22 protein-coding genes and 1 riboswitch are annotated in these 26,830 nt (G+C 64.0%); of the genes, 10 read left to right on the forward strand and 12 right to left on the reverse strand.

Going from position 1 to position 26,830, the window contains the following annotated elements; genetic code table 11:
- Nucleotide 1: 1 nt before the first annotated feature.
- Both EB233_RS06520 and EB233_RS06525 read left to right on the forward strand, forming a co-directional pair.
- Entirely contained in the window at nucleotides 2-1,300 is a 1,299-nt protein-coding gene (locus EB233_RS06520) for an adenylosuccinate synthase (RefSeq protein WP_064989858.1), read from the forward strand.
- A 75-nt stretch (nucleotides 1,301-1,375) separates the two neighbouring features.
- Nucleotides 1,376-3,160, forward strand: a complete 1,785-nt coding sequence (locus EB233_RS06525; RefSeq protein ID WP_064989859.1) for a hypothetical protein — start codon at nucleotides 1,376-1,378, stop codon at nucleotides 3,158-3,160.
- Between the two features lie 29 nt (nucleotides 3,161-3,189).
- Here the strand turns inward: EB233_RS06525 and EB233_RS06530 are convergent, their stop codons facing one another.
- The 4 genes from EB233_RS06530 to EB233_RS06545 form a co-directional block, all read right to left on the reverse strand.
- Nucleotides 3,190-3,489, reverse strand: a complete 300-nt coding sequence (locus EB233_RS06530; protein ID WP_064989860.1) for a CcdB family protein — start codon at nucleotides 3,487-3,489, stop codon at nucleotides 3,190-3,192.
- Nucleotides 3,489-3,731, reverse strand: coding sequence for a type II toxin-antitoxin system CcdA family antitoxin (locus tag EB233_RS06535; RefSeq protein ID WP_064989861.1), 243 nt, complete (start codon nucleotides 3,729-3,731; stop codon nucleotides 3,489-3,491). The genes EB233_RS06530 and EB233_RS06535 overlap by 1 nt, the downstream gene beginning before the upstream one ends.
- Before the next feature lie 166 nt (nucleotides 3,732-3,897).
- Nucleotides 3,898-5,718: an ABC-F family ATP-binding cassette domain-containing protein gene (locus EB233_RS06540; RefSeq protein WP_064989862.1), complete on the reverse strand. Its 1,821-nt coding sequence runs from the start codon at nucleotides 5,716-5,718 to the stop codon at nucleotides 3,898-3,900.
- 1 nt (nucleotide 5,719) lies between these two features.
- The gene (locus EB233_RS06545) at nucleotides 5,720-6,379 is read right to left on the reverse strand and encodes a thiamine diphosphokinase (RefSeq protein WP_064989863.1); all 660 of its coding nucleotides are present in this window, start codon (nucleotides 6,377-6,379) and stop codon (nucleotides 5,720-5,722) included.
- Nucleotides 6,380-6,467: 88 nt separating this feature from the next.
- Nucleotides 6,468-6,582, forward strand: a riboswitch (TPP riboswitch).
- A gap of 43 nt (nucleotides 6,583-6,625) precedes the next feature.
- Here EB233_RS06545 and thiB point away from each other — a divergent pair.
- The 4 genes from thiB to EB233_RS06565 all read left to right on the forward strand — a co-directional run bounded on the left by thiB (nucleotide 6,626) and on the right by EB233_RS06565 (nucleotide 11,752).
- Complete coding sequence (gene thiB, locus EB233_RS06550; RefSeq protein WP_064989864.1) at nucleotides 6,626-7,624, forward strand: thiamine ABC transporter substrate binding subunit; 999 nt, start codon at nucleotides 6,626-6,628, stop codon at nucleotides 7,622-7,624.
- Between the two features lie 8 nt (nucleotides 7,625-7,632).
- A complete protein-coding gene (thiP, locus tag EB233_RS06555) occupies nucleotides 7,633-9,258 on the forward strand; it encodes a thiamine/thiamine pyrophosphate ABC transporter permease (protein WP_064989865.1) in 1,626 nt (541 codons plus the stop codon).
- Nucleotides 9,251-10,027 carry a thiamine ABC transporter ATP-binding protein gene (gene thiQ / locus EB233_RS06560; RefSeq protein WP_064989866.1) on the forward strand — a complete coding sequence of 259 codons (777 nt, stop codon included), beginning with the start codon at nucleotides 9,251-9,253 and terminating at the stop codon, nucleotides 10,025-10,027. The genes thiP and thiQ overlap by 8 nt, the downstream gene beginning before the upstream one ends.
- 276 nt (nucleotides 10,028-10,303) lie before the next feature.
- Nucleotides 10,304-11,752, forward strand: a complete 1,449-nt coding sequence (locus tag EB233_RS06565; protein ID WP_064989867.1) for a M48 family metalloprotease — start codon at nucleotides 10,304-10,306, stop codon at nucleotides 11,750-11,752.
- A gap of 83 nt (nucleotides 11,753-11,835) precedes the next feature.
- On the opposite strand, the gene EB233_RS06570 is transcribed toward EB233_RS06565, so the two are convergent.
- Nucleotides 11,836-13,701, reverse strand: a complete 1,866-nt coding sequence (locus EB233_RS06570; protein WP_244277692.1) for a caspase family protein — start codon at nucleotides 13,699-13,701, stop codon at nucleotides 11,836-11,838.
- 253 nt (nucleotides 13,702-13,954) lie between these two features.
- Nucleotides 13,955-14,818, reverse strand: coding sequence for an RNA polymerase factor sigma-32 (locus EB233_RS06575; protein WP_064989869.1), 864 nt, complete (start codon nucleotides 14,816-14,818; stop codon nucleotides 13,955-13,957).
- Nucleotides 14,819-15,144: 326 nt separating this feature from the next.
- On the opposite strand from EB233_RS06575, the gene EB233_RS06580 reads away from it, so the two are divergent.
- The 3 genes from EB233_RS06580 to EB233_RS06590 all read left to right on the forward strand — a co-directional run bounded on the left by EB233_RS06580 (nucleotide 15,145) and on the right by EB233_RS06590 (nucleotide 17,610).
- Nucleotides 15,145-15,918 (forward strand): amino acid ABC transporter substrate-binding protein, encoded by a 774-nt coding sequence (locus EB233_RS06580; RefSeq protein WP_027053884.1) that lies wholly within the window; start codon nucleotides 15,145-15,147, stop codon nucleotides 15,916-15,918.
- Between the two features lie 241 nt (nucleotides 15,919-16,159).
- Nucleotides 16,160-16,840: an amino acid ABC transporter permease gene (locus EB233_RS06585; protein WP_064989870.1), complete on the forward strand. Its 681-nt coding sequence runs from the start codon at nucleotides 16,160-16,162 to the stop codon at nucleotides 16,838-16,840.
- Entirely contained in the window at nucleotides 16,837-17,610 is a 774-nt protein-coding gene (locus tag EB233_RS06590; protein ID WP_064989871.1) for an amino acid ABC transporter ATP-binding protein, read from the forward strand. Before EB233_RS06585 ends, EB233_RS06590 begins: the two co-directional genes overlap by 4 nt.
- Before the next feature lie 80 nt (nucleotides 17,611-17,690).
- Here EB233_RS06590 and EB233_RS06595 read toward each other — a convergent pair whose 3' ends face one another.
- The 6 genes from EB233_RS06595 to EB233_RS06620 all read right to left on the reverse strand — a co-directional run bounded on the left by EB233_RS06595 (nucleotide 17,691) and on the right by EB233_RS06620 (nucleotide 25,779).
- Nucleotides 17,691-18,272, reverse strand: coding sequence for a CarD family transcriptional regulator (locus EB233_RS06595; protein ID WP_010911999.1), 582 nt, complete (start codon nucleotides 18,270-18,272; stop codon nucleotides 17,691-17,693).
- Between the two features lie 368 nt (nucleotides 18,273-18,640).
- Nucleotides 18,641-18,979, reverse strand: a complete 339-nt coding sequence (gene fdxA / locus EB233_RS06600; RefSeq protein WP_008873823.1) for a ferredoxin FdxA — start codon at nucleotides 18,977-18,979, stop codon at nucleotides 18,641-18,643.
- A 251-nt stretch (nucleotides 18,980-19,230) separates the two neighbouring features.
- Nucleotides 19,231-19,617 (reverse strand): RNA-binding S4 domain-containing protein, encoded by a 387-nt coding sequence (locus tag EB233_RS06605; protein ID WP_064989872.1) that lies wholly within the window; start codon nucleotides 19,615-19,617, stop codon nucleotides 19,231-19,233.
- Nucleotides 19,618-19,700: 83 nt separating this feature from the next.
- Entirely contained in the window at nucleotides 19,701-23,081 is a 3,381-nt protein-coding gene (locus EB233_RS06610) for a helicase-related protein (RefSeq protein ID WP_064989873.1), read from the reverse strand.
- 705 nt (nucleotides 23,082-23,786) lie between these two features.
- Entirely contained in the window at nucleotides 23,787-24,512 is a 726-nt protein-coding gene (gene phbB / locus EB233_RS06615) for an acetoacetyl-CoA reductase (protein WP_064989874.1), read from the reverse strand.
- 88 nt (nucleotides 24,513-24,600) lie between these two features.
- Nucleotides 24,601-25,779 (reverse strand): acetyl-CoA C-acetyltransferase, encoded by a 1,179-nt coding sequence (locus EB233_RS06620; RefSeq protein ID WP_064989875.1) that lies wholly within the window; start codon nucleotides 25,777-25,779, stop codon nucleotides 24,601-24,603.
- 297 nt (nucleotides 25,780-26,076) lie between these two features.
- Between EB233_RS06620 and phaR the strand changes: the two genes are divergently transcribed.
- Entirely contained in the window at nucleotides 26,077-26,688 is a 612-nt protein-coding gene (gene phaR / locus EB233_RS06625; RefSeq protein WP_064989876.1) for a polyhydroxyalkanoate synthesis repressor PhaR, read from the forward strand.
- Nucleotides 26,689-26,830: the final 142 nt, after the last annotated feature.

The following is a 26,830-nucleotide window of genomic DNA, read 5'->3' on the forward strand; positions in this document are numbered from 1 at the left end:
CATGGCCAATGTGGTGGTCGTCGGCTCGCAGTGGGGCGACGAAGGCAAGGGCAAGATCGTCGACTGGCTGTCGGAGCGCGCCGATGTCGTGGTGCGTTTCCAGGGCGGCCACAATGCCGGCCACACGCTGGTCGTCGACGGCAAGGTCTACAAGCTGTCGCTGTTGCCGTCCGGCGTCGTGCGGCAAGGCAAGCTGTCCATCATCGGCAACGGCGTGGTCTTCGACCCGCATGCTTTCGTGGCGGAAGCGGCGAAGCTCAAGGCGCAGGGCATCGAAGTAACGCCGGATCGCCTGAAAATAGCCGAAAACACGGCGCTTATCCTGTCACTGCACCGGGAGCTGGACGGATTCCGCGAGGACGCCGCCTCAAATTCCGGAACGAAGATTGGCACGACCCGCCGGGGCATTGGTCCGGCCTATGAGGACAAGGTGGGTCGGCGCGCGGTGCGGGTGATGGATCTGGCGGATTTGGAAACGCTGCCCCTGAAGGTCGACAGGTTGCTGACGCACCACAATGCGCTGCGCCGCGGGCTTGGCCATGGCGAAGTCACGCATGATGCGATCATGACCGAATTGACCTCGGTCGCGGACCAGATCCTGCCCTATATGGACCGGGTCTGGAAAATCCTCGACGACAAGCGCCGCGCCGGCGAGCGCATCCTGTTCGAAGGCGCGCAAGGCACGCTGCTCGACATCGACCACGGCACCTATCCGTTCGTCACCTCGTCCAACACGGTTGCCGGACAAGCGGCGGCCGGGTCCGGCGTCGGTCCGGGCGCCATCGGCTATGTGCTCGGTATTACCAAGGCCTACACGACGCGCGTCGGCGAAGGTCCGTTCCCGACCGAACAGAAGAACGAGATCGGCGAATTCCTCGGCACGCGCGGCCATGAATTCGGCGTCGTCACCGGGCGTAAGCGCCGCTGCGGCTGGTTCGACGCGGTGCTGGTGCGCCAGGCCGTCGCCGTCAACGGCATCAAGGGCATCGCGCTGACCAAGCTCGACGTGCTCGACGGGCTGGACGAGATCAAGGTCTGCACCGGCTACCGCCTCGACGGCGAGATGATCGACTATCTGCCGGCGAGCCAGGGCGCGCAGGCGCGCGTCGAACCGGTCTACGAGACGCTGGAGGGCTGGAAAGGCACCACCGCCGGCGCGCGCAGCTGGAACGACCTGCCGGCCCAGGCCGTCAAGTATGTCCGTTACATCGAGGAGCTGATCGGCGCACCGGTCGCGCTCCTTTCCACCAGCCCGGAACGGGACGACACGATACTTGTGACCGATCCGTTTCAAGACTAGTTTCTGAAGCCTTTCCGGGCATCGCGGCTGATTTGCGGGGGCCGGCGCGGAAGCAAACTACAGGTCGACTGAAGCATGGCAGATTTCGTTGTTGTTCTGAAAAAAACGATAGACAATCTCAGCGATCAGTCGCCGGAGATGCGGACGAGAGTCTATGACAAGGCCCGCTCGACGATTGCAGCGAAGATTGCCCAGCGCGATCCGCCGCTGTCACCGTCGGATGCCGCCAGGCAGAAGCGTGGTCTGGAAGATGCGATTGCCAGCGTCGAGCGCGACTATGCCAAGAGCGTGCCGGAAACGGATCCGCTCGCCGAGCTGGAACACATCTTTTCCTCGATCGACCGCAACAAGAACCAGCCAAGCCACACCAAGCAGCCAGCCAAGCCCGATTCTCTCCCCGTTTCGCCTCCGTATCAGCCGGCGCCCGCCGCTGCCAAGCCAGAACCATACAGGCCTGAGCCGTATAAGGCGCCGCCGCCCGCGGCTAGCCCCGAACCTTATCGGGCGGCACCTGCCCCTGCCGCGAAGACGGAGCCGAGTTGGCAAAAGCCCGCGCCGGCGCAACCCGCCCCGGACTTCTCGGAGAAGACCCTGCCAGGAATGGACATGGTCCGGGACGACGATCAGGACGACGTCTTCGCCAATGATGAAGCGCCTGTGGCCGACGACACTTTCCAGCGCCTGCGTCCGGCCGAGCGCAAGCGCGGCTATGGCGGGCTGATCGCTGCCGTCGTTGCCTTGCTGGTCGTTGCGGGCGGCGGTTACGGCATCTGGCTGAACAAGGACGCCTTCGGCAAGATGCTGGGTCTCGGCGGCGGCAACAAGGTTGTCGCCAAGACCGAGCCGGTGAAGCCGGCGCCGGCCAAGCCGGCGACAGAGCCTGCGGCGCCGGCACCCGCGGCCGGTGCTGAAGGAACGAAATTCACGCAGCGGCTGACGCCGGAAGGCGGTGAGACCGATCCCGGCCCGGCCGGCGGACAGACCGGCATAGGCGAGGGTGAATCCGTCGCCGCGCTGACGACGCCGCCATCGGCGACGAATGCGCCGGCCACTTCAGCCCCGGCAGTACCCGCACCGGCTGCCAATGCGCCGGCTGCGGCCACACCTGCCGCAACCGCACCCGCGGCAGGCACCGCGCCCGCGGCAGCCACCGCGCCCGCGGCAGCCACCGCACCCGCCGCAACGCCACCTGCCAACGGAACCGCACCTGTGCCACCGGCCGATGCGGCGGCGACCCCGGCGGCTCCAGCAGCCGCCACGCTGCCCGCGGCACCGGCGGCTGCTCCGGCGACGCAGGCCTCGGTGCCAGTCGGCCAGAAGGCGATCTTCTATGAGGAGCGCACCAGCACCGCGCAGGGTTCGGCCGAGCCCGGCAGCATCGTCTGGTCACTGGTCCAGGAATCGCCCGGTGGCGACCTGCCGCCGGAACCGGCGATCCGCGCCGAGGCGACCATCCCCGGCAAGGACATCCAGTTGCGCATGACCATACGCCGCAACACCGACCAGACGCTGCCGGCCAGCCACATCATAGAGATGATCTTTCTGACGCCTGAAGGTTTTGAAGGCGGCGGTGTCGACAACATACTGCGCGTCGCTATGAAGAGTTCGGAACAGGACGCCGGCAGCCCGCTGATCGGTATCCCGGCCAAGATCGCCGACGGCTTCTTCCTCGTCGCGCTCAACGATACCAAGGCCGACGAGGACGCCAACATGACCTTGCTGCGCGGCCAGGACTGGATCGACGTGCCGGTCGTCTACAAGACCGGTCGGCGGGCGCTGCTGACCATGGAAAAGGGCATTCCCGGCGAGAAGGTGTTCGACGAGGCGATCAAGGCCTGGCAGGCCAAGACTGCGGGCTGAGAGGGCACGCCGTGGAAGCTGCCCTTCGCTCAGAAGCCCTGGAATAGCATGTCGAGCGCGGCGACGATGTCGTCGTGATGCTTCGTCAGGTTCAGCCGAGTTTCACCCAATTCGCTCGCTGGAACGGCGGCAATCAGGTGCGTCGCCATGATCAACTTCCGGCCGTTGATCTCGAAAATAGGGTGAAGTTTTCGCATTGGTGGCGGCACTGCTGCGACTGGCAAGAGCGGGACGACTACCCGTGTGTTGAAACTGTCGAGCAGGTCGGATTGAACGTCGAGCAGGTAGTTGCCTTCAATGCTGCTGGCGAAGACATCATAACGAGGCATCAGAACTGCCGGTACTCGTCCAGCGGAATGCCGTTTTTCTCGACATAGGCGTTCCACGCATCCATCGTGGCGCGGTTCTCAAGCTTCCACAGCCGTGTTTTTTCTGCAGCCACCGCCTCCGCGATACCCGCTTCCGCCGCGCGCGAGACGTTGACGTCAAGGCCCTTGGCTTCCCTCATAAGGTTCGAGTCGATCGACAGATTTGCTGGCTGACGGATCGCATTCAAGGCAATCTTTCGCATGTTAGCCTCCGCAACATGCGCATAATGTATGCGCAGTCCGGGATCGAGGCAACAATCAAGTGGGGCTGATAGCCCTCCGTCGTGGCTTCCAGCCCTCCGGGCTTTCACCGGTCGTCGCTTCAATCGACAAATCTTTGTCGATTGATCGGCCTACGGCCTAGACTTCTTACCCTTCCATTTCCTCACGCAGCATCTCCAGTTCCAGCCACTCTTCCTCGAGCGCGGCCAGCGTCGCGCGCTCCTTGTCGAGGGCGGCGATGGTCTTCTGGAACGAGGCCGGATCGCGCTCGTAATAGGCCGGGTCGGCGATGTTGTTCTCCAGCCGGGAGATCGACGCGGTCACCGCCTCGATCTTCTTCGGCAAGGATTCCAGGGCGAATTTCTGCTTGAACGACAGTTTTTTCGCGGGCCCCTTCGCCGCTGCCGGTTCACTCTTGCCCGCCGCCGGCGCATCGCTGGCCTCGGCCCTGGCGCGTGCCTTGCGGTCGTCGAGCCTGGTGCCACCGCGCTGCGCCAGCATATCGGAATAGCCACCGGCATATTCGACCCAGCGACCGCCGCCGTCCGGCGCGATGATGCTTGTGACCGTGCGGTCGAGAAAATCGCGGTCGTGGCTGACCAGGATGACGGTGCCGGCAAAACCGGCGACCAGCTCCTGCAGAAGCTCCAGCGTCTCCATGTCGAGATCGTTGGTCGGCTCATCGAGCACCAGCAGGTTCGCCGGCCGGGCCAGCACGCGCGCCAGGATCAGCCGTGCCCGCTCGCCACCGGAAAGCTCGCGCACCGGCGTGCGCGCCTGCTCCGGCTTGAACAGGAAATCCTTCATGTAGGAGACGACATGGCGCTGCTCGCCATTGATGACGAGGTTCTCGCCGCGCCCGTCGGTCAGATACTGCGCCAGGGTCTCCTGCGGGTCGACGGCCTCGCGCTTCTGATCGAGCGTGGCGATCTCCAGATTGGTGCCGAGCCGAACCGAGCCGGCATCTGGCGCCAGTTCGCCGATCAGCATCTTCAAAAGCGTCGTCTTGCCGGCGCCGTTCGGCCCGACGAGGCCGACGCGGTCGCCGCGCTGGATGCGGGTTGAGAAGCCCTTGACCACGGTGAGATCGCCAAAGCTCTTCTCGATGTTCTTCGCCTCGATCACCAGCTTGCCGGATTCGGCGGCGTCGCTCGCCACCATGGTCGCGGTGCCTTCGGCGCCGCGGTGGCCGCGAAAACGCTGGCGCATGGTCTGCAATTCGCCCAACCGGCGCATGTTGCGCTTGCGCCGCGCCGTCACGCCATAGCGCAGCCAGTGCTCTTCGCGCACGATCTGGCGGCCGAGCTTGTGCTGCTCGCGCTCTTCTTCTTCCAGCACCAGGTCGCGCCATTCCTCGAAATGACCAAAACCCTTGTCCAGCCTGCGGGTCTGGCCGCGATCGAGCCAGACGGTGGCCCGCGACACGCGTTCGAGAAAACGGCGGTCGTGCGAAATCACGATCAGCGCCGAGGAGGTGCGGACAAGCTCCTCTTCCAGCCATTCGATAACCGAAAGATCGAGATGATTGGTCGGCTCATCAAGAAGCAGAATGTCGGGCTCGGGCGCCATGACGCGGGCAAGGGCGGCGCGCCTTGCCTCACCGCCGGACAGGTCGCCCGGCCGCTCGTCACCCGTCAGGCCGAGATGCTCCATCAGATAGCTGGCGCGGTAGGGGTCGTCGGCGGGGCCAAGCCCGGCCTCGACATAGGCACGCACCGTGGCGAATCCTTCCATGTCTGGCATTTGCGGCAGATAGCGGACGGTCGCCGAGGGCTGGCGGAAGACCTCGCCATCCTGCGGCTCGATCAGGCCGGCGGCGATCTTGAGCAGCGTCGACTTGCCCGAACCGTTGCGGCCCACCAGGGCGATCTTGTCGCCGGTCGAAGCGGTCAAGGCGGCGCCATCGAGCAGCGGCGTGCCGCCGAACGTCAGTCTTATCCCGTCGAGATTGAGGAGGGGCGGGGCCATGTCAGCTTTCGGGCAAGGGATGGGGATGGGCGAGCAGCAGCGCGCGGCCGTGGCCGAGCGCGATTTCGAGTCGGCGGCCGGTCTTGTCGAACTTGACCTCGTTGGAAATGGTCAGCGACGAGCCGAAGGCGACCTCGACCTGGTTGAGCGGCCATTTGGCGCCGGTGACGGTCAGGCCGGCAAGTTCGGAAAAGCCGAGGATCGAAAACAGCGTGCCGTCGGCATAATCGAAGCCGGCCTTTCCCAACAGCAAGGGGACACCTTCCTGGGCACCGCTGGTCAGCAGCACCTCCGTTCCGGCCTCGGCCAGGCGCAGGGCGAGCGCCAGATGCAGGAAAGCGTGGTCGGCGCGCTTGCCGCCGAACGCGCCGGCCAGCACAAGGCGGGTCGCGCCGCGCTCCAGCGCGGCGGCGATCGCCAGTTCGCCGTCGGTCTTGTCCTTCTCCGCCGGGAAGGTCTGGCGAGGCACCGAAGCGAGGTCGGCGGGCAGATCGGCCGGGACCGAATCGAAATCGCCCACCCACAGTTCAGGCACAAGGCCGAGCAGCCGGGCATGGCCGATGCCGGCGTCCGCGGCGATGACGCGCGAGCCTTCGACCTGGCGGTCGAGCCGGGGCGTGCGGATGAGATCGCCGCCAAGCAGGATCGTGAATGTGCTCATATCCGGTGGCCTGTACCAGCCCGGCCGCGGAAACGGAAGGCCGGCAAACTGCCACTTGCGTGGTTCGCCGACCCGGCCTATGTGTCGAAACGCTCTAACGGGGTGCCGGACGCAATCTTCGCGGACCGGCTGAGAGGCAATCTCGCCAACCCGCTGAACCTGATCCGGTTTGTACCGGCGGAGGGATTAGACGTTTCGGACAGTCCGACGCCTCAATTCCTTTCAATTCGAACGAAGGAGGCGCCGATGCGCACGCTTTTATACTCTCTTGTTTCCGCCATGATCATGGCGCTGTCCGGGCCGGCCTTGGCCAAGGACAAGCTCACCGTCTACACCTATGAGAGTTTCACAGCCGACTGGGGTCCAGGTCCCGTGGTGAAGAAGGAATTCGAGGCCGAATGCGGCTGCGACGTCGAGTTCGTCTCGGTCGCCGATGGTGTCGCCCTGCTCAACCGCGTCAAGCTCGAAGGCGCGTCGACCAAGGCCGATATCGTGCTCGGCCTCGACACCAATCTTACCGCCGATGCCAAGGCTAGCGGGTTGTTCGCCCCGCATGGCGCGGTGAGCGATGTCAGCGTGCCGGGCGGCTGGACCGACGACGTCTTTGTTCCCTTCGACTATGGCTATTTCGCGGTTGTCTACGACACGCAGAAGCTGAAGACCCCACCGAAAAGCCTGAAGGAACTGGTCGAAGGCACTGCCGACGACAAGATCGTCATCCAGGATCCGCGCACCTCGACGCCGGGCCTCGGCCTGCTGTTGTGGGTGAAGTCGGTCTATGGCGACAAGGCACCGGAAGCCTGGGCCAAGCTCAAATCCAAGGTGTTGACCGTGACGCCGGGCTGGAGCGAGGCCTATGGCCTGTTCACCAAGGGCGAGGCGCCGATGGTGCTGTCCTACACGACGTCGCCGGCCTACCATATGGTCGCGGAGAATACCGAGCGTTACCAGGCGGCTTCGTTCGAAGAAGGTGAGTATCTGCAGATCGAGGTCGCCGGCATCACCACTACCGGAGCCAAGAATCCTCTGGCGGAAAAGTTCATGGCCTTCATGACCGGACCGAAATTCCAGGATGCCATCCCGGAGACCAACTGGATGTTCCCCGCCGGCAAGACGGACAAGCCTCTCAATCCGGCCTTCGACAAACTGGTCAAGCCGACCAAGACCTTAGTGTTCAGCCCCGAGGAGGTCGCGGCCAACCGCAAGGCCTGGGTGGATGAATGGCTGGCGGTGATGAGCAAGTAGACGAAGCGATGGCGCCGGCGCGTCCGACCGATCCCCGCGTCGCCGCCGGCGTCATTGCGCTCGCCGCGATCACATTGCTGATCGGCGGCGCGCTCGCCGGACTGCTCGTCGAGGGCGCCCACGACTTCTCGGGCGCCTGGGCGGCCTTCGATGCCTATCTCCTTCGAGTCGTCCGGTTCACGCTCTGGCAGGCCTCGCTGTCGACCCTGCTTTCGGTCGTCCCGGCACTCTTCGTCGCACGTGCCCTGTCGCGGCATCCGCGTTTCTTCGGCCGCGGCTCCATCCTGCGGCTCTTCGCCGTGCCGCTGGCGCTGCCAGCGATCGTCGCGGCTCTCGGCATCCTGGCGCTTTATGGCCGCGCAGGCTATTTCGCCGGCTTGTTCAGCACGATTGGCGGCCAGGGCTGGCCAGGCATTTACGGCCTGTCCGGCATTATCGTGGCCCATGTCTTCTTCAACCTGCCGCTGGCAACAAGGCTGTTCCTCGAGGCGCTGCAGACCATCCCCGCCGACCAATGGCGGCTGGCAAGCCAGCTCGGCATGGCCGCGCCACCGGCGTTCCGGTTGATCGAATGGCCGACGCTGCGCGCCGCCCTGCCTGGCGTCGCCGGGCTTGTCTTCATGCTCTGCATCACCTCCTTCACCATCGTGCTGACGCTTGGTGGCGGGCCGGCCGCGACGACGCTCGAGGTCGGCATCTACCAGGCGCTACGCTTCGATTTCGATCCCGCGCGGGCGGTCGCCCTGACAATGCTGCAGATCGCCGTGACCTTCATCGTGGTGCTGGCGCTGACGCGGCTCGGCGCCAACGTCGTCGGCGACACCAACCTGCCGGTCGCACCGCGCCGCTATCTCTCCGTCAACGGTACCGAAACCGTGTTCAACGCCGGGCTGATCGTGCTGGCGCTGCTGTTCGTCGTCGGGCCAATGGCCGCGACCGTGGCGGCCGGCCTGGGCGCCGATCTCGGCCGGCTTGCCGGCGAGGCCACTGTCCGCCAGGCGACATTCACGAGTGCCGTGCTCGCCTTCCTGTCGGCGTTGCTTTCGGTGATGCTGTCGCTGGCGCTGACCATGGCGCGCCGGGCACTGGCGCTGAGCCGCCGTGCCGGCGCAAGGACGCTGCTCGAACATGCAACCGATACCGGCGCCGGCTTTGTCCTGGTCGTGCCGCCCATCGTCATCGGCGCCGGCTGGTTCCTCCTGCTGCGTCATGCCGGCGATGTCTTTGCCATCGCCCCGGTCATGGTCGTCACCGTCAACGCCGTCATGGCGATGCCGTTCGCGCTGCGCGCCGTCCGTCCCGCCTATGACGCAGCGAGCGAGCGTCACGAACGGCTTTGCGCGCAGCTCGGCATTTCCGGCTGGGCCAGGCTGCGGCTGGTCGACTGGCCCTCCCTGCGCCGTCCGCTCGCCACCGCTTTCGCTTTCGCCATGGCGTTGTCGCTCGGCGATCTCGGCGTCATCGCACTGTTCGGCAGTGATTCCGTGCAGACCTTGCCCTACCTTCTGCTGGCACGCATGGGCAGCTACCGCACCGCGGACGCTGCCGGTCTGGCGCTGTTGCTTGGCCTCGTCTGCCTCGCATTGGTGCTGGCCGCAGACTGGCTGGGAAGGGAGAAGGCCCGCAATGTCTGACGGGGCGATGGGCAGGAGGGGCGTTCCGGTGCGGCTGGACAAGGTCTCGTTCAGCTATGGCGAGGTTCAACTCGCCTTCGATGTCCAATTCGCCGCAGCGGAAATCACCGCCATCATGGGGCCGAGCGGTTCGGGCAAGTCGACGCTGCTCAATCTGGTGGCCGGCTTCGAGACGCCAGGGTCCGGCCATGTGTTGATCGGTGGGGCGGATGTGAGCGCCGCGCCGCCGGCTGCGCGGCCTGTGTCGATGGTGTTCCAGGAAAACAACCTTTTCGCCCATCTTTGCGTCGAGCAGAATGTCGGGCTCGGCCGCTCGCCATCGCTGCGGCTGACCGAAGCCGACCGCGCTGATATCGCCGGAGCGCTTGCCCGCACGGGCCTTGCCGGCAAGGAAAAGCGCTTGCCGCGCGAACTCTCCGGCGGCGAGCGCCAGCGCGTTGCCCTGGCGCGCGTGCTGGTGCGCGATCGCCCGGTGCTTCTGCTCGACGAGCCCTTTGCTTCGCTCGGGCCGGCCTTGCGCGACGATATGCTCGATCTGGTCGCAGCTGTTCATGCCGAACGCGGCATGACGGTGCTGTTCGTCACGCACCAGCCGGAAGACGCCCGCCGCATCGGCCGTAATGTGGTGTTTCTGGACAATGGGACTGTCGCGGCCAGCGGCACGGCGGACGATTTCTTTGCCGGGGCTGGTCCCGAAGCGTTCCGGCGCTATATCGGTGCGGGTGCCGGGAATGCCGTATCACGGGATATTGCCCGGAAGCGGACATAATTTACGGTCAAACCAGCCTCAGGCGATGGGGCGCTTGCTTGCCATGGCAGAAGTAGTGTGGCTAGGTCCGCCCTACTGGTCCGGCACAAGCCGTGATTTGCCTACAGCATCCGCCGCACGCCCCGAGGGACGCGTGACGGATGCTGTAGAAGTTTGTTTTGCGCATGACAGGTTCCGAGGATCCCCCGATTTTCGTGGTCATGCGCCGGGACCTGAAAGGAAGCCGTTCTGGCGATCGGCACTGACAGATCAAGAAGGAATCCGCTGGCGCGCTTCATGACGCTGGCCGGCTTGGCCGTGGCGCTGGCAAGTTGCCAGATGTTCACGCCGCCGGACGTCCAGGAATCGGGCTTCCAGCCATCCGACAAGCCGATCACTGTCGACAATGTCGTCGCCAACAGCAAGCTTGCCGAGATGGCCAAGGCGCAGCATCCGCGCATCCTGGCCACCTATGGCGGCGAGTATTCAGATCCCAAGCTCGAGCGCATGGTCGCCAAGGTGGTCGGCAATCTGACCGTGGTGTCGGCCAACCCGACCCAGACCTATCGCATCACCATCCTCAATTCGCCCAACGTCAACGCCTTCGCGTTGCCCGGCGGGTATCTCTACATCACGCGCGGTCTGCTGGCGCTGGCCAACGATTCGTCCGAACTCGCTGCCGTCATCGCGCATGAGATGGGCCACGTCACCGCCAATCACGGCCTGCAACGCCAGCAGCTCGAGGCCGAGGAGGGCCTGGCGACCAAGGTGGTCTCGGATGTGCTGGGCGACAGCCCGACCGCCAAGGCGGCACTGATCCGCGGCAAGCTCCGGCTGGCGCAGTTCTCGCGCAATCAGGAACTGGAGGCCGACGCCATCGGCATCAAGTCGATCGGCGAAGCCGGATATGATCCTTATGCCGCCGGCCGCTTCCTGCAGTCCATGTCGGCCTATACCGATTTCCGCTCGATATCAGGCGCCACCGACGCCAGCCTCGACTTCCTGGCAACGCACCCCAACACGCCGCAGCGCATCGACCTGGCGCAACGCCATGCCCGCCAGTTCGGCGCGCCCGGCGTCGGCACGCGCGACCGCGATTCCTTTCTGGCCGGCATAGACGGGCTGCTCTATGGCGACACGCCGGAAGAAGGCTATGTGCGCGGCGAGACCTTCCTGCATCCGGGCCTAGGCGTGTCGTTCACGGTGCCGGACGGTTTCATCATCGACAATTCGGCGGCAGCGGTGACGGCGACCGGGCCAGGCGACATCGCGATCCGCTTCGACGGCGTTTCGATCGACAAGAACCGCGCTTTGACCGACTATATCAGAAGCGGCTGGGTGGCCGGCCTCGACGACAGCAGCGTCAAGCAGGAAACCATCAACGGAAACGAGGCCGCGACCGCGCATGCCGGCGCCGAAGGCTGGCAGTTCGACATCGCGGTGATCCGCGCCGGCGGCCAGGTCTACCGGCTCTTGACCGCGGCACCCTCGGCCAGCACCTCACTGGAGACGGTGGCGCGTTCTGTCAGCGGTTCGTTCCGTATCCTCAGTCCTGCCGAAAAGGCGGCCTTGAAGCCGCTGCACATCCGCGTGCTCACCGTGCAGCCCGGGCAGACCATGGGCTCGCTCGCCGCGCAGATGGTAGGCGTCGACCGCAAGCTCGACCTGTTCCGGGTGCTGAACGCGCTGTCGCCGGGTGCCGCGGTTTCGGCCGGCGACAAGGTCAAGATCGTCACCGACAAGTAAGTCGGTGCCGGCGTTCAGCCGGCTGCGGAACAATCAGCTTCGACACTGCCTGTTCGGACGGTGCGGCGATGGCGTCGCTGTCGTCATCCGGGATTGCCGCCACCGCCGGTGTTGGAGTCGTGGTCGCCGCTATTGCCGCCACGCCAGGGTGCTGATCCGGTTTCCCCTGGCACAATCGGAACCCTTGGCTTGGCGATCTTCGGCGGCGGCGCTTTTGGCACAGGTGTACGGATCAGCTTTATCTTCGTGATGATTTTCGTCACCACCTTGGGCGTACACGCCGCGACCGTCACCGTGCTTCGCTTGGGCGCAAGACCGAGAATGCCCATCGAATAAGCCTCTTGCCGTTCGATGCCGGCCTTGAGGAAAGCCAGAGCACGGGCCGGATCGGCGGGCACGCCATTGCGACCTTCGTTGAAGATCATCGCAAGATCATTCATGGCGCTGATATTCCCCATCGCTGCTGCCGTTAGCATGAGGTCAAGCCCTTTGCCGGTATCGCGCTGGACGCCGACGCCATTGAACAGGGCGTGGCCCCACGCATTCATGGCGTAGGGGTCGCCCCTGTCGGACGCCTGCGAATAGAAGCCATTCCCTTGGGTGGCATTCACGACCCCCCCTATTCCCGAGGAGGCGAGGTGGCCGAGTTCGTAGATGGCGCGGACGTGTCCCTTGTCGGATGCCTCCTGGATAGCCTTCCTGGCCTCGTCGATGTTGCCGGCGACCAGCAGCGCCCGCCCGAGTTGGTAACGGAAGCGGGCGATATCGGGATAAGCTCTCACCGCCGCCTTGCAGGCGCCGACCGCGCCGTCCGCGATCTCGTTCTCTAACCGGCCGGAGACGACGCCTTGCGGGTCGAGCGGCTCGCCGGCGGCCTGGTCGCAGGCGTCTACGCTGGGAGACAGCTTCATCGTCGCGCGTTTCGATGCGTTGCCGGCGCGTATCTGAAAGTCAATTTCGACGGGAGCCGCCGAGCCGATCTGAGGCTCGTAGCGCAATTGGCCGACCTCAGCAGCCATCAGGCTTGACTGCGGCGACAGGACGCGATCCGGCAGGGACAGCGTTCCAACTGCCGGATAGCCAGCGAGTTTGAGGCTGATCGAGTCATTCTTGGCAGGAAAATCCAGCTTCAGCGCAACCGGACCGACGCCGACCGGGATATTGATGTCACGATTATCGAGAGCTTCGGCGGCAGTGGCGACCCGGATTCCGCGCTCCACCACCTGCTGGTTTTGCTGGGCGTCGGGCGCCGGCAGCGTCGATTGCCCCGGCGCGCGCATTAGCACGACGTCATCGATCAGCGAGGAGTTCTCCCACGGAACCTGCCTGCCATTGGTCGCCTTGACCACATCCCGGCGCACGGCGGCCATGACGGATTGGATTTCCTGGTTCGGCGCCAGGGCGCGGCGGGAAAAGGCGGATGAGAAGGGGCTAAGATCGCCGGACCCGTCATAAGCGACGGCTCCGGGCTCGGTGGCAAACGCAATCAGTGCATTCTGCGAGCCTGTTACCTGCGCCAACCCGGTCCCGCCGGAGACGATCAATTGGTCGCGCAGCCAGTAGTCCTTGCGCGGGAACGGATCGTTGCGGCAGGCATCGAGGATGATCACCTGGATCTTCGACTTAGTGCGCAATTGCTGCAGCACGTCGTTGAGTCTGATCGTCTGGACCTCCATGTCGGCCGCATCCGTCAACGACGCGTCAACCGGAATCAGGAAATTCTCACCTCCGATCTGAAAGCCATGGCCGGAATAATAGACGACGGCGAGATCGGCGCCGTCGGCGGCGGCCAGATAGTTGCGGAACTTCTCTTCGAATTGGAGCTTGGTCACATCCTTGGCGACGAACACGTCGAAACCGGCCTGCCGGAACGTATTCGAAACGTCCTCAGCATCCTTGTCGGGATTCTTGAGCGCCGGGATTTCCCGATACTGCGAATTGCCGATCACGAGTGCAATCCTTCGATCGGCGCGAGCGTCGAATGTCGAGAGGCTCACGAGGATCAAGGCAGCAAGGAACGCGTAGCGCCTTAGCATGGCAAAACCCACCTTTGTTAGGGTCTGGTAGCCAGAAAGGACTTTTTGCCATGATTTTCTCTGTTAGAGAAATCACATTCCACATCTCTAAATATGTCACCGAGAGGGTTACATATTTTATTTGAGATAAATCTGATACTTTTGCTCTTGTGTCTCTGTTTTACCGTCAGGCGGCTGTCGCCATGAATTCCGGGTTCTGCTTGACCAGCGCAACCTTGAGTTTCTCCATGGCGCGGGCCTCGATCTGGCGGACGCGTTCCTTGGAAATGCCGAGCGTCTCGCCGAGTGCTTCGAGCGTGGCGCCGTCGTCGTTCAGCCGGCGTTCCTCGATGATCCTGAGTTCGCGCGCGTTCAGCGCATGAAGCGCCTCTTTCAGCCAAAGCGAGCGGCGCGCGACGTCGATCTTGTCGCCGACGATCTCGTCGGGCAGGGGGTCGTCCGACACTAGAAAATCCATTCGCTCGGTAGCGCCCGTATCGTCTGCGAGCGGCGCGTTCAGTGAGGAGTCGGGCGCCGACAGCCGCGAATCCATCATCGCCACATCGGCCTCGGAGACGCCAAGCGCCACCGACACCTCCCGGTAGAGGGTTGTGTTGGAGAGCGGCTCTGGGCCATTCGCCAGCCGGGCACGCAACCGCCGCAGGTTGAAGAACAGAGCTTTCTGCGCCGAACTGGTGCCACCGCGCACGATCGACCAGTTGCGCAGGATGTAATCCTGCATCGAGGCGCGGATCCACCACGTCGCATAGGTCGAAAACCGCACTTCCCGCTCGGGCTCGAAACGGGCGGCGGCTTCCAGCAGGCCGACATGGCCTTCCTGGATCAGGTCGCCGAGCGGCAGGCCGTAGTGGCGGAATTTCGAGGCCATGGAAATGACCAGCCGCATATGGGCGACGGTGATGCTGTGCAACGCGTTCTGGTCGTTGTCGTCTTTCCAGAGCAAGGCAAGCCGATGTTCCTCGTCGCGTTCGAGGTAGGGAGCCCTCATTGCCGCCCGGACCATGATCCGTCCTGCCGTGTCTTCCATCATGAGGCGCTCCCTGGCTCAGGCGATATGACTGACGTTACGAACTTGGCGGGGGACCGGTTGAAATCGCGGCATCGCGCCCTAGAACAGCCAAAACTGCCATGCGCGGGAAAGGTTCCGCTGGCGCGGGCAGGCGGGTGATGCCGTCCGGGCGATTTCGATGAAGTTGCCAGAGGCGTTCAAGCGCTGCAAAAAATCGCTTTTGGAGAATTTGGTTTCTGGACTTCTTTGTTTTTGAAATCTGGTTCCTTATTCTTTTGCCTCTCATCTGTCATTTTCCAACCCTCACAACAGGCCGGATATCAGGCCAAGGACGGGATCACAAAAAGATGAAATGGCTCAAGTCGCTTATCGTAGCCGGAACGCTGCAGGCCCTGGCTGTCACAGCAGGCCATGCCGGCGCCAACCTCGACCAGATCAAGCAGGCCGGCGTGTTCAAGGTCGGCACGGAAGGCACCTATGCACCGTTCACCTACCATGACGCTTCCGGCGCCCTGGTCGGCTTCGATGTCGAGATCGCCAAGGCGATTGCCGACAAGCTCGGCGTCAAGGCTGAATTCCTCGAAGGCAAGTGGGACGGGCTGATCGCCGGGCTCGACGTCAGCCGTTATGACGCCGTCATCAACGAGGTCGGCATCACCGACGCGCGCAAGGCCAAGTATGATTTCTCCGATCCCTACATTGCCTCCAAGGCGGTGCTGATCGTGCGCGGCGACAACACCGACATCAAGACCTTCGCCGATCTCAAAGGCAAGAAGTCGGCCCAGTCGCTGACCTCGAACTTCGGCAAGCTGGCCGAGTCCAACGGTGCGGAGCTGGTCGGCACCGACGGCTTCGACCAGTCGATCCAGCTGCTTTTGACCGGCCGCGCCGACGCCACCATCAATGACAGCCTGTCGTTTCTCGACTTCAAGAAGCACAAGCCCGACGCCAATGTGAAGATCGCCGCGCAAGAGGACAACGCCGACTATTCCGGTGTCATCGTGCGCAAGGGCGACCCGGAACTGGTCGCCGCCATCAACAAGGCGCTGGCCGATATCAAGGCTGACGGCACTTATCAGAAGATCGCCGACACCTATTTCGGCCAGGACGTTTCGAAGTAGCCTTTTCGAGGCGGGCCGGTTCCGGTCCCGCGGCGTATCCAGCGGCGAGCGTCTTTGACGGCTCGCCGCTTTTGTCGTGATATGGCTGACGCATTCGCATTTCGACGACGCGGTTTCGACTAAAGCGCGTGGCGTCGAAACCGATTGATACGACGCGCTTTAGGTCGTTGTTTATACGCATGTCGGTTCCCCAAGACCGAAGTCACTTTTGGGCGACTTGCACTAATCCGGAGGGTCTTTCGTGCCGCACTGGCTGCAACTGATGCTGGAGTCGCTGCCTTCGCTGCTCTGGGCCGCTTTGATCTTCACCGTGCCGTTGACGCTGTTGTCCTTCGTCCTTGGCTTGACGGTTGGCCTGGGTGCAGCGCTCGGCCGGCTGTTCGGACCAAGGCCGCTGGTCATGCTGGTGCGCTTCTATGTCTGGATCTTTCGCGGCACGCCGCTTCTGGTGCAGCTGTTTCTGATCTTCTACGGCCTGCCATCGGTCGGCATCCTGCTCGACGCTTTTACCGCGGCGCTGATCGGCTTCACGCTCAACATCGGTGCCTACACGTCGGAAATCATCCGCGCGGCCATCGGCTCGGTACCGAAAGGCCAGTGGGAGGCCGCCTATTCGATCGGCATGACCTGGAGCCAGGCGATGCGGCGCACCATCCTTCCGCAAGCCGGACGGGTCGCGGTGCCGCCACTCTCCAACACCTTCATCTCGCTGGTCAAGGACACGTCGCTGGCCGCCGCCATCACCGTGCCGGAAATGTTCCAGGCTGCGCAGCGCATCGTCGCCACCACCTACGAGCCGTTGATCCTCTATGTCGAGGCGGCGATCCTCTATCTGGCGCTGAGCTCGGTGCTTTCGGCCTTGCAGACGCGGCTGGAAACCCGGCTCAACCGCTATGGCGGCTTCCTGGAGGCGCGCGCATGATCGGCCTCGGCAACATCGAAAAACGCTTCGGTGACAATCTCGTGCTGAAGGGCGTGACCGTCGCCATCGCCGAAGGCAGCGTCACCGCCCTTGTCGGCCCTTCGGGCGGCGGGAAAAGCACGCTCTTGCGCTGCATCAATCTCTTGGAGATTCCGACCTCGGGCACGGTGCGGATCGGCGACGAGACGCTCGAGTTCCGCCCGGGCGTCAAAGTGCCGGCCGGGGATATCAGGCGGTTACGCCTGCAGACCGGCATGGTGTTCCAGAATTTCCAGCTGTTCCCGCACCGGACCGCGATCGAGAATGTCATGGAAGGCCTGGTCACAGTGCTGAAGTGGTCGCCCGAGAGGGCTCGCGAGCGGGCGCTCGCGCTGCTGGAAAAGGTCGGGATGGCGCATAAGGCCGATGCCTGGCCGGCGACGCTGTCGGGTGGCCAGCAGCAACGCGTGGCGATCGCCCGGGCTCTCGCCCCGTCGCCGAAGGTGCTGCTGTGCGACGAACCGACCTCGGCGCTTGATCCGGAACTGGCGCAAGAAGTGGTCGATGTGCTTGGCAAGCTCGCTAGCGAAGGCACGACCATGGTGATGGCGACGCATGACCTGCGGCTTGCCTCCAAGATCGCCCAGGAAGCGGTGTTCCTCGATGCCGGCGTCATTGTCGAGCAGGGGCCGTCGGCCACTTTGTTCGGCAACCCGGAGCGTGAACGGACCAAGCGCTTCATCGCGACGCTGAAGCAGGAAGCCGAGAAGGAAAGCGGCGGTCAGGCTTAAATTAGGTGCGCCCCTTGCTTGTCCGAGCAACAAAAAACCCGGCGCGAGGCCGGGTTTTTCAAACTCAGAGTTGAAAAAGCTCAGGCAGCTTCTTCCTGCTCGGCTTCTTCATTGTCGGCCTTGGCGCCACGCTTAGGGCCCTTGTTCAGGTTGACCTCGATCAGGCGCACCGCTTCGGTTTCCGACATGCGGTTGACGGCCGCGATCTCGCGGGCCATGCGGTCGAGCGCCGCCTCATAGAGCTGACGCTCGGAATAGGACTGCTCCGGCTGGTTGTCGGCGCGGTAGAGGTCGCGCACGACTTCCGAGATCGAGATCAGGTCACCCGAATTGATCTTGGCATCGTATTCCTGGGCGCGGCGCGACCACATGGTGCGCTTGACGCGGGCACGGCCCTGCACGACCTTCAGCGCGCGCTCGACATAATCCTCTTCCGACAGCTTGCGCATGCCGATGGAGGTCGCCTTGGCGACCGGCACCTTCAGGCGCATCTTGTCCTTCTGGAAGTCGATGACAAACAGTTCCAGCTTGTGACCCGCCACTTCCTGCTCGTCGATCGACACGATCTGGCCGACGCCGTGCGCCGGATAGACGATGTATTCGCCGGTCTTGAAACCGTGACGCGCACCGGTGGACTTCTTCTGCGGGGTGATCGTTGCCATTACGCCCTGAACTCCTTGTTGTGGGCCGGCGGCGGTGCCGGCTGAACTCGTGCGATCGGGGTCACCGACCGTTAGCCGCACAACAGATGAACCCACCGGAAAAGCCGGGACCGGCAAACCGCATGATTGCGATCGCCTGGCCCAGATCGCTCTGGTCCGGAATGGGTTTCTCACCTTTCAGTGATTTGGGGCGTCTGCGCCATAAATCGACGTTGTGTCACCGGCATGTTTCGCTGATGTAACACAAAAAGTCGGAAGAATCAAGGTTTTGCTGAGTTCGCGAAGGCCACAGGTCAGCGCCGCCTGTCAAGGCGGATAATCCCGCGCGCCTGTTACGCAACGTCATACAAGCCTTTACGGCCGTATTGTCAATCGCCTTCGCCGGGTTCGGCGGAGAAGTATTTCTCGAACTTGCCGGCCTCGCCATCGAAGGTCTTGGCGTCTGCCGGCGGCTCCTTCTTGGCGGTGATGTTGGGCCATTTCTCGGCGTATTCGGTGTTGATCTGGAGCCATTTGTCGAGGCCGGGCTCGGTGTCGGGCTTGATGGCGTCGGCGGGGCATTCGGGCTCGCAGACGCCACAGTCGATGCACTCGTCGGGATGGATGACGAGCATGTTTTCGCCTTCATAGAAACAGTCGACCGGACAGACCTCGATGCAGTCCATATATTTGCATTTGATGCAATTGTCGGTCACGACATAGGTCATCGATCGGCTCCGGGACGTCCCAGCTTGAATGGGCCAGTTTTGTTGGGCTTTTTCCGTGAGGTAACGCCTTTGTCAGTCGCTTGCAAGGGTTGCCATGCCTGGCGGCCTCGGCGTTTCCGGAATGGAATTCCAAGCGGCAAGCGCTCCAAGGATGCGTGATGTCGAGTGGAGCGCGTTGTTTGCCGGGTTCTGTTCTGTCCCGCATCCGCATCTTGTGCCACATTGCCCAGCCGCGTCACGAGCGGCATGCCTTACTCTTCGCCAAGCAAGCGGTCGGTCTGGCGGCGTTCTCTCTTGGTCGGACGGCCGCTGCCGGCCTCGCGCAGGGCCGGGATAGCGTCGGGAAGCGCCTCGCCCTTCGGCGTGGGCGGCGGCGACATGTCCTCATAGAGGGTGCGGGCTTCCTCCGCCGGGCCACGCCGCACACCGGCGCCGAGCACTTTCCAGACGAAGATACGCCGGTCGAGCGTGATGGTCAGCACGTCGCCCGGCTTGACCAGATCGGAGGCCTGCGCTGCTTTGTCGCGATTGATGCGCACGCGTCCGGCGACGACGAGCTTGGCCGCCAGCGAACGCGATTTCACCGCGCGCGAGAAGAACAGCCATTTGTCGATGCGCTGGCGGCCTTCAGCAACCATCGAACGAACCGAGCTTAAAGCGTGTCGCGTCTGCGACGCGCTTCAGGTCTTTGGTCCATGCATGTCGTTATCGGCGACATGCATTACTTCTTCAATTGGTCGCGCAAGGCGGCGAGCTTGGCGAAGGGCGAGTCCGGGTCGAAGCGTACCGGACGTTCCTCGCGCGGCTTCGGCTGGAAGGCTGGCTTGGCGCCGCCCTTGCCGCGATCAGGACCGCCCTTGCCGTCGGGCCTGCCGCCCTTCCAGTCGGGCCGGCCTTCGCGGCGCTCGGGACGCTCGCCCTGCGGGCGGCCGTCACGGCGCTGTTCACCTTCACCCTGAGGCTTGGGCTTGAACTTCGAACGGTCGAAGCGCGGCTTGCCGGCGCCGTCGCGCCGCCCTTCCTGGGCGGGCCGTTCTCCGGGACCAGAAGAGGCCGGTGCGCCACCAGCATCGGCTGGTGCATTGCCTCGGCCACGGCCTTGTCCGTTGCGCTGGCGGTTGTTGCGGCCTTCGTGATGGCGGGGGCGCTGTTCGAAACGACCCTGGCGCCACAACAGGATCGGCTTGGGAGCTTCGGCAGCGGGCTCGCCGGCGGCCGCTTCGGCCACCGCGGCAGGCTCGCCCGAAACCGCCTCCGTCGCCGGCGAAGCCTCGGAAACCGGTTCCACTGGCGCGGCCTCGACGGGCTCGGCTTCCGCCTCGGGCTCGGGAGCAGGTTCCGCAGCGGCTTCGGCGACGGCCTCCGCTGCAGGCTCCTCCACGGCCTCGGCGGGAGCGTCCGGCTGCTCTTCCGCGGCGGGCTCCGCAGCCGCTTCCGCGACGGCTTCCGCCGGAACGTCAACGGTGGCTTCGACGGCAGCCGATTCCGAGCTCTCGACCGCGGCTTCCGCGGCCGTATCCGTTGCGGCTGCCTCCGCGGCCTTGGCCTGCTCGGCGCGAGCGGCTTCTTCCGCCGCGAGCTTGGCCGCGGCGGCTTCCCGCGCGGCATTGTCCTGCGCCTCGAGCCGTGCCTTGACTTCGGCGGCCGGCTTCGGCTCGGAGCGATAGCCGAGACCCCTGAGGATTTCTTCCATGTCGTCGGCGGTGGCGCCGAGGATCGACATCATCGGCGGCGTCACCATGAAGGACTGGCCGTCATAGGCGCCGTCCGGCCGCTGGCCGAGGCCAGGCTTCCAGTTGGTCGCCGGACGGATAAGATCCGCCAGCCGCTCCAATATGTCGATGCGCACGGCGCGGCGGCCGAGGTTGCGGTAACCGGCGAGCTTGTAGAAGGCCTTGTCGAAGGCCGGATCGATGACCACCGACGTGCGGCCCGACGCCAGCGCGTGGACGACGTCGCCGAAACCCGGCTTGTCCTTGCCATCGTTCATCAGCGCCCACAGCAAGGTCACCAGCCCGGCGGGGTTGGGTTTGATCAGTGCCGGCACGAAGACATGGTAGGCGCCAAAGCGCACGCCGAGCCGGCGCAGCGCCGCACGGCCTTCCTGGTCGAGCGACTTCATCTCCTCGGCGATGTCGCGGCGGTTGATGACGCCGAAATTCTCGACCAGTTGGAAGGCGATGCCGCGGCCGATACCGGAGATCTGCTCGGCATTCTTCAGGTCGACCAGCGGCTTCAGCAGCGTTTCGATCTGGAAATTGACGAAACGTTCGGCGCGCGCGGCGACCTTGTCGCGCGCCGGGCCGGTCAACTGTTCGTCGGCCAGCAATACGAGGCGCGGCTTCAGCGCGTCCTCGCCGGAAACCAGCGTGCCGATCGGCGCGCCGATCCAGCGCAGCGTGCCGTCCGAGCCAAGCGCCAGGTCGCCATTGGCGCAGGCGCCGAAGCGTTCGGCGCGCGCCTCGAATTCGGCGGCCAGCGCCTTTTGCGCGGCCGTGCGTACGGCCTTGGCGTCTTCGCCGCCTGCGGTCTGGTCGGCGGTGAAGCGGAACCCCTGCAACTCGCCGACATGGTGGCCTTCGACAAGGACGGTTCCGGTAGGACTGATTTCGGCTTCAGGCATGGTATTTTCTCTAAGGCGCCGCATGAGGACGGAAGTCCTGCGGTCTACAAAGCGTTTCGTCAACCGCTCATGCAGCGCATCCGACAATCTGTCTTCGATTTCGCGCGTCTTTTCCTGCCAGTGTGCCTGATCGGCCAGCCAGCCAGGCCGGTTCGACACGAATGTCCAGGTGCGGATTTGGGCGATGCGGTGCGACAGCGTGTCGATGTCGCCCTCGGTGGTGTCGGCGCGGCGCACCTGCTCTGCCATGTAGTTTTCGTCGACATGGCCGTGGCGGACGAGGTCCATGTAGATCGAGGCGATGAGATCGGCGTGCTGGGCCGGCGCGATCTTGCGGTAGTCGGGCAGCGCGCAGGCTTCCCAGAGCAGCGCCACGCGCTTGGCATCGGTGGCCTGCGCGCGGATATCGCTATCGCGCGACAAATATTCGAGCGCCTGTGCATCGACGGCGGGCAGCGCGCGCGTCAGGCCCTCGACCGGCGCGTTGGTCTCGATCGAGCGCTTCAGCGCATCGAGGCTGGCGAAATCGAACTGTGCCGTGCGCCACTGCAGCACCTTCACCGGATCGAAGTCATGGCCTTCGATCTTCTTGACCAGCTCTTCGTCGAGCGGGTCGACCTGGCCGGTGACGCCAAAGGTGCCGTCGCGCAGATGCCGGCCGGCACGGCCGGCGATCTGGCCAAGCTCGGCCGCCGTCAGATTGCGGTACTGGTAGCCGTCGAATTTGCGGTTCTGGGCGAAGGCGACGTGGTCGAGATCGAGGTTGAGGCCCATGCCGATGGCATCGGTAGCGATAAGATAGTCGACATCGCCCGACTGGAACAGCGCCACCTGGGCGTTGCGGGTGCGCGGCGAGAGCGCGCCGAGCACGACGGCCGCACCGCCCTGCTGGCGCCGGATCAGCTCGGCAATCGCGTAGACCTCGTCGGCGGAGAAGGCGACGATCGCGGTGCGGCGCGGCAGCCGGGTCAGTTTCTTGGAACCGGCATAGGCGAGATGCGACAGCCTCGGCCGCGTCACCACCGAGACGCCCTTCAGCAGGCGCTGCAGGATGCCGTGCATGGTGGCGGCACCAAGCAGCAGCGTCTCCTGGCGGCCGCGCAAGTGAAGGATGCGGTCGGTGAAGATGTGGCCGCGCTCGAGGTCGCCGGCAAGCTGTACTTCGTCGATGGCGACGAAAGCGGCATCCGTCTCACGTGGCATGGCCTCGACGGTGCAGACGGAATACTTCGCGCCTGGCGGCTGGATCTTCTCCTCGCCGGTGATCAGCGCCACCTTGTGGGCACCGACCTTTTCGCAGACGCGGGTGTAGACTTCCCGCGCCAGCAGCCTGAGCGGCAGGCCGATCACACCCGTTTCGTGCGCCACCATGCGCTCGATGGCGAGATGGGTCTTGCCGGTGTTGGTCGGCCCAAGCACGGCGGTCACGTCGCGCCCCGACAGGATCAGCGGCTGGGTGTGTTTCGGCTGGATGTTCATCGGCTCGGAAATAAGGCTTTCTGGCCACTCGTTGTCGGGAGCGTGCCTGGGCGGCGCGTATGACAGGCGACACATAGGGATTTCGGGCGCGAAGCGAAAGCGGAATGTTCCGGCAGCTAGCTGGGACGCTCGCTTCTATCCGCAAATAAGTCGCTGCTTAACAGTTGGAACGAGTCTGGAACGAATCGGCGACGAATCGCTGACTCACCGAGATTCCGCTTTTGTTCACGGCTACATATGGATTTTCGGACCCTGACTCTCACCACATGCTGAATCGCGGAATTGGCCCGTTTTGTGCTTGGCCGGCCATGCCGTTAAGCTTTGCCGGAGAATGACGGAAACGGCTCGATGCCTTTTGCGCAAGATTATGAAATTGTTAATCTTTCTGAATTGAGTGTTAAGGAGTTCCGAGCGATTCCTGGCCATTAATGTTAACTTCCGCTCAAAGCCAGAACAAATCGGCGACAAAACGGCGCCAGCGATATTTTCCCGTTTTGTTCCTCCAATATGTGGTGTTGTGAACAGCTTATCCACCGACAATCCACAGGCTTGATCACAGGGTTCGCACAGATGGCGCTGCCGCCATTAACCTTTGCGTGCCGGATTGGGGCATTGCGCCGCAGCGGACCTTTTGTGGCGGCCGCGCATCGAATGAAGACGGACCGGTTCCCCGGTCCGTTCGCGACAGGCTGAGGCCGCCGGACGTCAGGCGAAGTACTGTCCACCATTGGCCGTGATGGTCGAGCCGGTGATGAAACCGGCATCCTGCGAAGCGAGGAAGACGACGCAGCGGGCGATCTCTTCCGGTTCGCCAAGGCGGCCGACCGGAATCTGCGGCAGGATGCGCTCGTTGAGCACCTTCTCGTCGATCGCCTTGACCATCTCGGTGGCGATATAGCCCGGGCAGATGACGTTGACGGTGATTCCGGCGCGAGCCCCCTCCTGGGCCAGTGCCTTGGAGAAGCCGATGTCGCCGGCCTTGGCGGCGGAATAATTGACCTGGCCGGCCTGGCCCTTCTGGCCGTTGATCGAGGAGATGGTGATGACGCGGCCGTATTTGCGGTCGCGCATGCCGCCCCAAAGCGGGTGCGTCATGTTGAAGACGCCCGACAAATTGGTGTCGATGACCTCCTTCCACTGCTCGCGCGTCAATTTGTGGAACATGGCGTCACGGGTGATGCCGGCGTTGTTGACTAGCACCGAGACCGGGCCGAGATCGGCCTCGACCTGTTTGATGCCCGCGGCGCAAGCGTCGTAGTCGGCGACCGACCATTTGTAGACCGGAATGCCGGTTTCGGCCTTGAACTTCGCCGCCGCCTCATCGTTGCCGGCGTAGTTCGCGGCGACCGAATAGCCGGCGTTCTTCAAAGCGATCGAGATCGCCGCGCCAATGCCTCGCGATCCGCCGGTGACGATTGCTACCTTGGTCATGCGTTTCCCCTTTTGATATCGCCCTGTTGTCGGGCTTGGCAGGCACTGGATATGAAACGGGCGGCTCGCGCCGCCCGTCAAGGATTTGTCAGAGCGCTTCCACGCACAGGGCGACGCCCATGCCGCCGCCGATGCATAATGTGGCGAGGCCCTTCTTGGCGCCGCGGCGCCGCATCTCGAAGACCAGCGTGTTGAAGATGCGGGCGCCGGAAGCGCCGATCGGATGGCCGATGGCGATGGCGCCGCCGTTGACGTTGACGATCGAGGGATCCCAGCCCATACCCTTGTTGACCGCGCAAGCCTGCGCGGCGAAAGCCTCGTTGGCTTCGACCAGATCGAGATCGCCGACCGACCAGCCAGCCTTCTCCAGCGCGCGCTTCGAAGCCGGGATCGGGCCGGTGCCCATGATCGCCGGGTCGACGCCGGCGGTTGCCCAGGAGGCGATGCGCGCCAGCGGCGTGATGCCGCGCCTTGCGGCTTCGGCTTCGCTCATCAACAGCGCGCCGGCCGCGCCATCATTGATGCCGGAAGCGTTGGCGGCGGTCACGGTGCCTTCCTTGTCGAAGGCCGGCTTCAGCTTGGTCATGGCATCCAGCGTCGCGCCGTGGCGGATGTACTCGTCCTGGTCGACAATGGTGTCGCCCTTCCGGCCCTTGATGGTGAAGGCGACGATCTCGTCCTTGAACTTGCCGGCCTTCTGCGCCGCCTCGGCCTTGTTCTGCGAGGCCAGCGCGAACTGGTCCTGGTCGTCGCGGGTGATCTGGAACTGGCGGGCGACGTTCTCGGCGGTGTTGCCCATGTGATAGCCGTTGAAGGCATCCCACAGCCCGTCCTTGATCATGGTGTCGATCATCTTGTAGTCACCCATCTTGACGCCGGCGCGCAGATGTTCGGCGTGCGGCGACAGCGACATCGACTCCTGGCCGCCGGCAATGATCACCTTGGCATCGCCCGTGGCGATCTGCTGCATGCCGAGCGCGATGGCGCGCAGGCCCGAGCCGCAAACCTGATTGAGGCCCCAGGCGGTGGTCTCCTTGGGCAGGCCGGCCAGAATCGAGGCCTGTCGGGCGGGGTTCTGCCCCTGGGCCGCGGTCAGCACCTGGCCGAGGATGACCTCGTCCACGTCGGCCGCCTCGACACCGGCGCGCGACAAAAGTTCCTTGATGACGACGGCGCCGAGCTCATGCGCCGGCGTGGCGGCAAACGCGCCGTTGAAGGAGCCGACAGCCGTGCGCGCGGCGCTGGCAATGACGATGGAATCGGACATTTTCTTCTCCAGACTTCAAGGATGTTGTTCTGTCGTTGAGGACTTTTCTTGCCCTTTCCCAATCCCAAGTCAAACCGGAAATCGGCATGGCGCCCATGCGCGGCAAGCAGGGGCGCGTGGCGCAGTACCGGCGGGCTGGCCGCTGCTGCGCAGCATATTTTGCCTGCTATGCAGCATTATGTGATCCCGCACTGCACAAACTGCTTGGAATTATGAGGCTTTTGCGCATATCCTCAAAGAGGGCGCAATCGTTACCGGCTGCTTACTCAGGCGCGCCGGTGTCCGGGGAGGATGCAGATGGCCGCAAAAGACGACCCGATTATTATCAAGAAATACGCCAATCGCCGCCTCTATAATACGGGGACGAGCACGTATGTGACGCTCGAGGATCTGGCCGAAATGGTCAAGAAGGGCGAGGAGTTCACCGTCCAGGATGCCAAGACCGGTGACGACATCACGCATCCGGTGCTGACACAGATCATTTTCGAGCTTGAGAACAAGGATGGGCAGAACATGCTGCCGATCCCGTTTCTGCGCCAGTTGATCGCCTTCTATGGCGACCAGATGCAGATGATCGTGCCGAGCTTCCTCGAACAGTCGATGATCGCCTTTTCCAAGGAACAGGAGCGGTTCCGCGAGCAGATGAAGGGCGCCATCGGCAAGTCGCCGCTCGACGTCATGAAGATGGCGACGCCGATGAAGGCGCTGGAAGAGCAGACGCGACGCAACATGGAAATGTTCCAGAACGCGATGCGGCTGTTCACACCGTTTCCGCCCGCGGGCTCAGCGCCGGCCGCGGCCCCCGCCGAACCGGCCAGGAAGGAAGCGCAGCCCGAAAAGCCCGACGATCTGCAACAGCTGAAGGATCAGATCGCGGCCATGCAGCGCAAGCTCGACACGATGTCGTGAGCCGGCTGGTCAGCCGGCAAGGCTTGGCCAGATCCGGCCCTTGCCAGCGTCCGCACTAGGACGAGCACCGCGCCGACATCCCGCCGCTTGAACGGCCGCACGATAAGCGCTGCCGGTCTGCCCGCCGGGCTCCGCGTTTGGA

It is taken from the genome of Mesorhizobium erdmanii (assembly GCF_013170725.1).
Taxonomy (GTDB): Bacteria; Pseudomonadota; Alphaproteobacteria; order Rhizobiales; family Rhizobiaceae; genus Mesorhizobium; species Mesorhizobium erdmanii.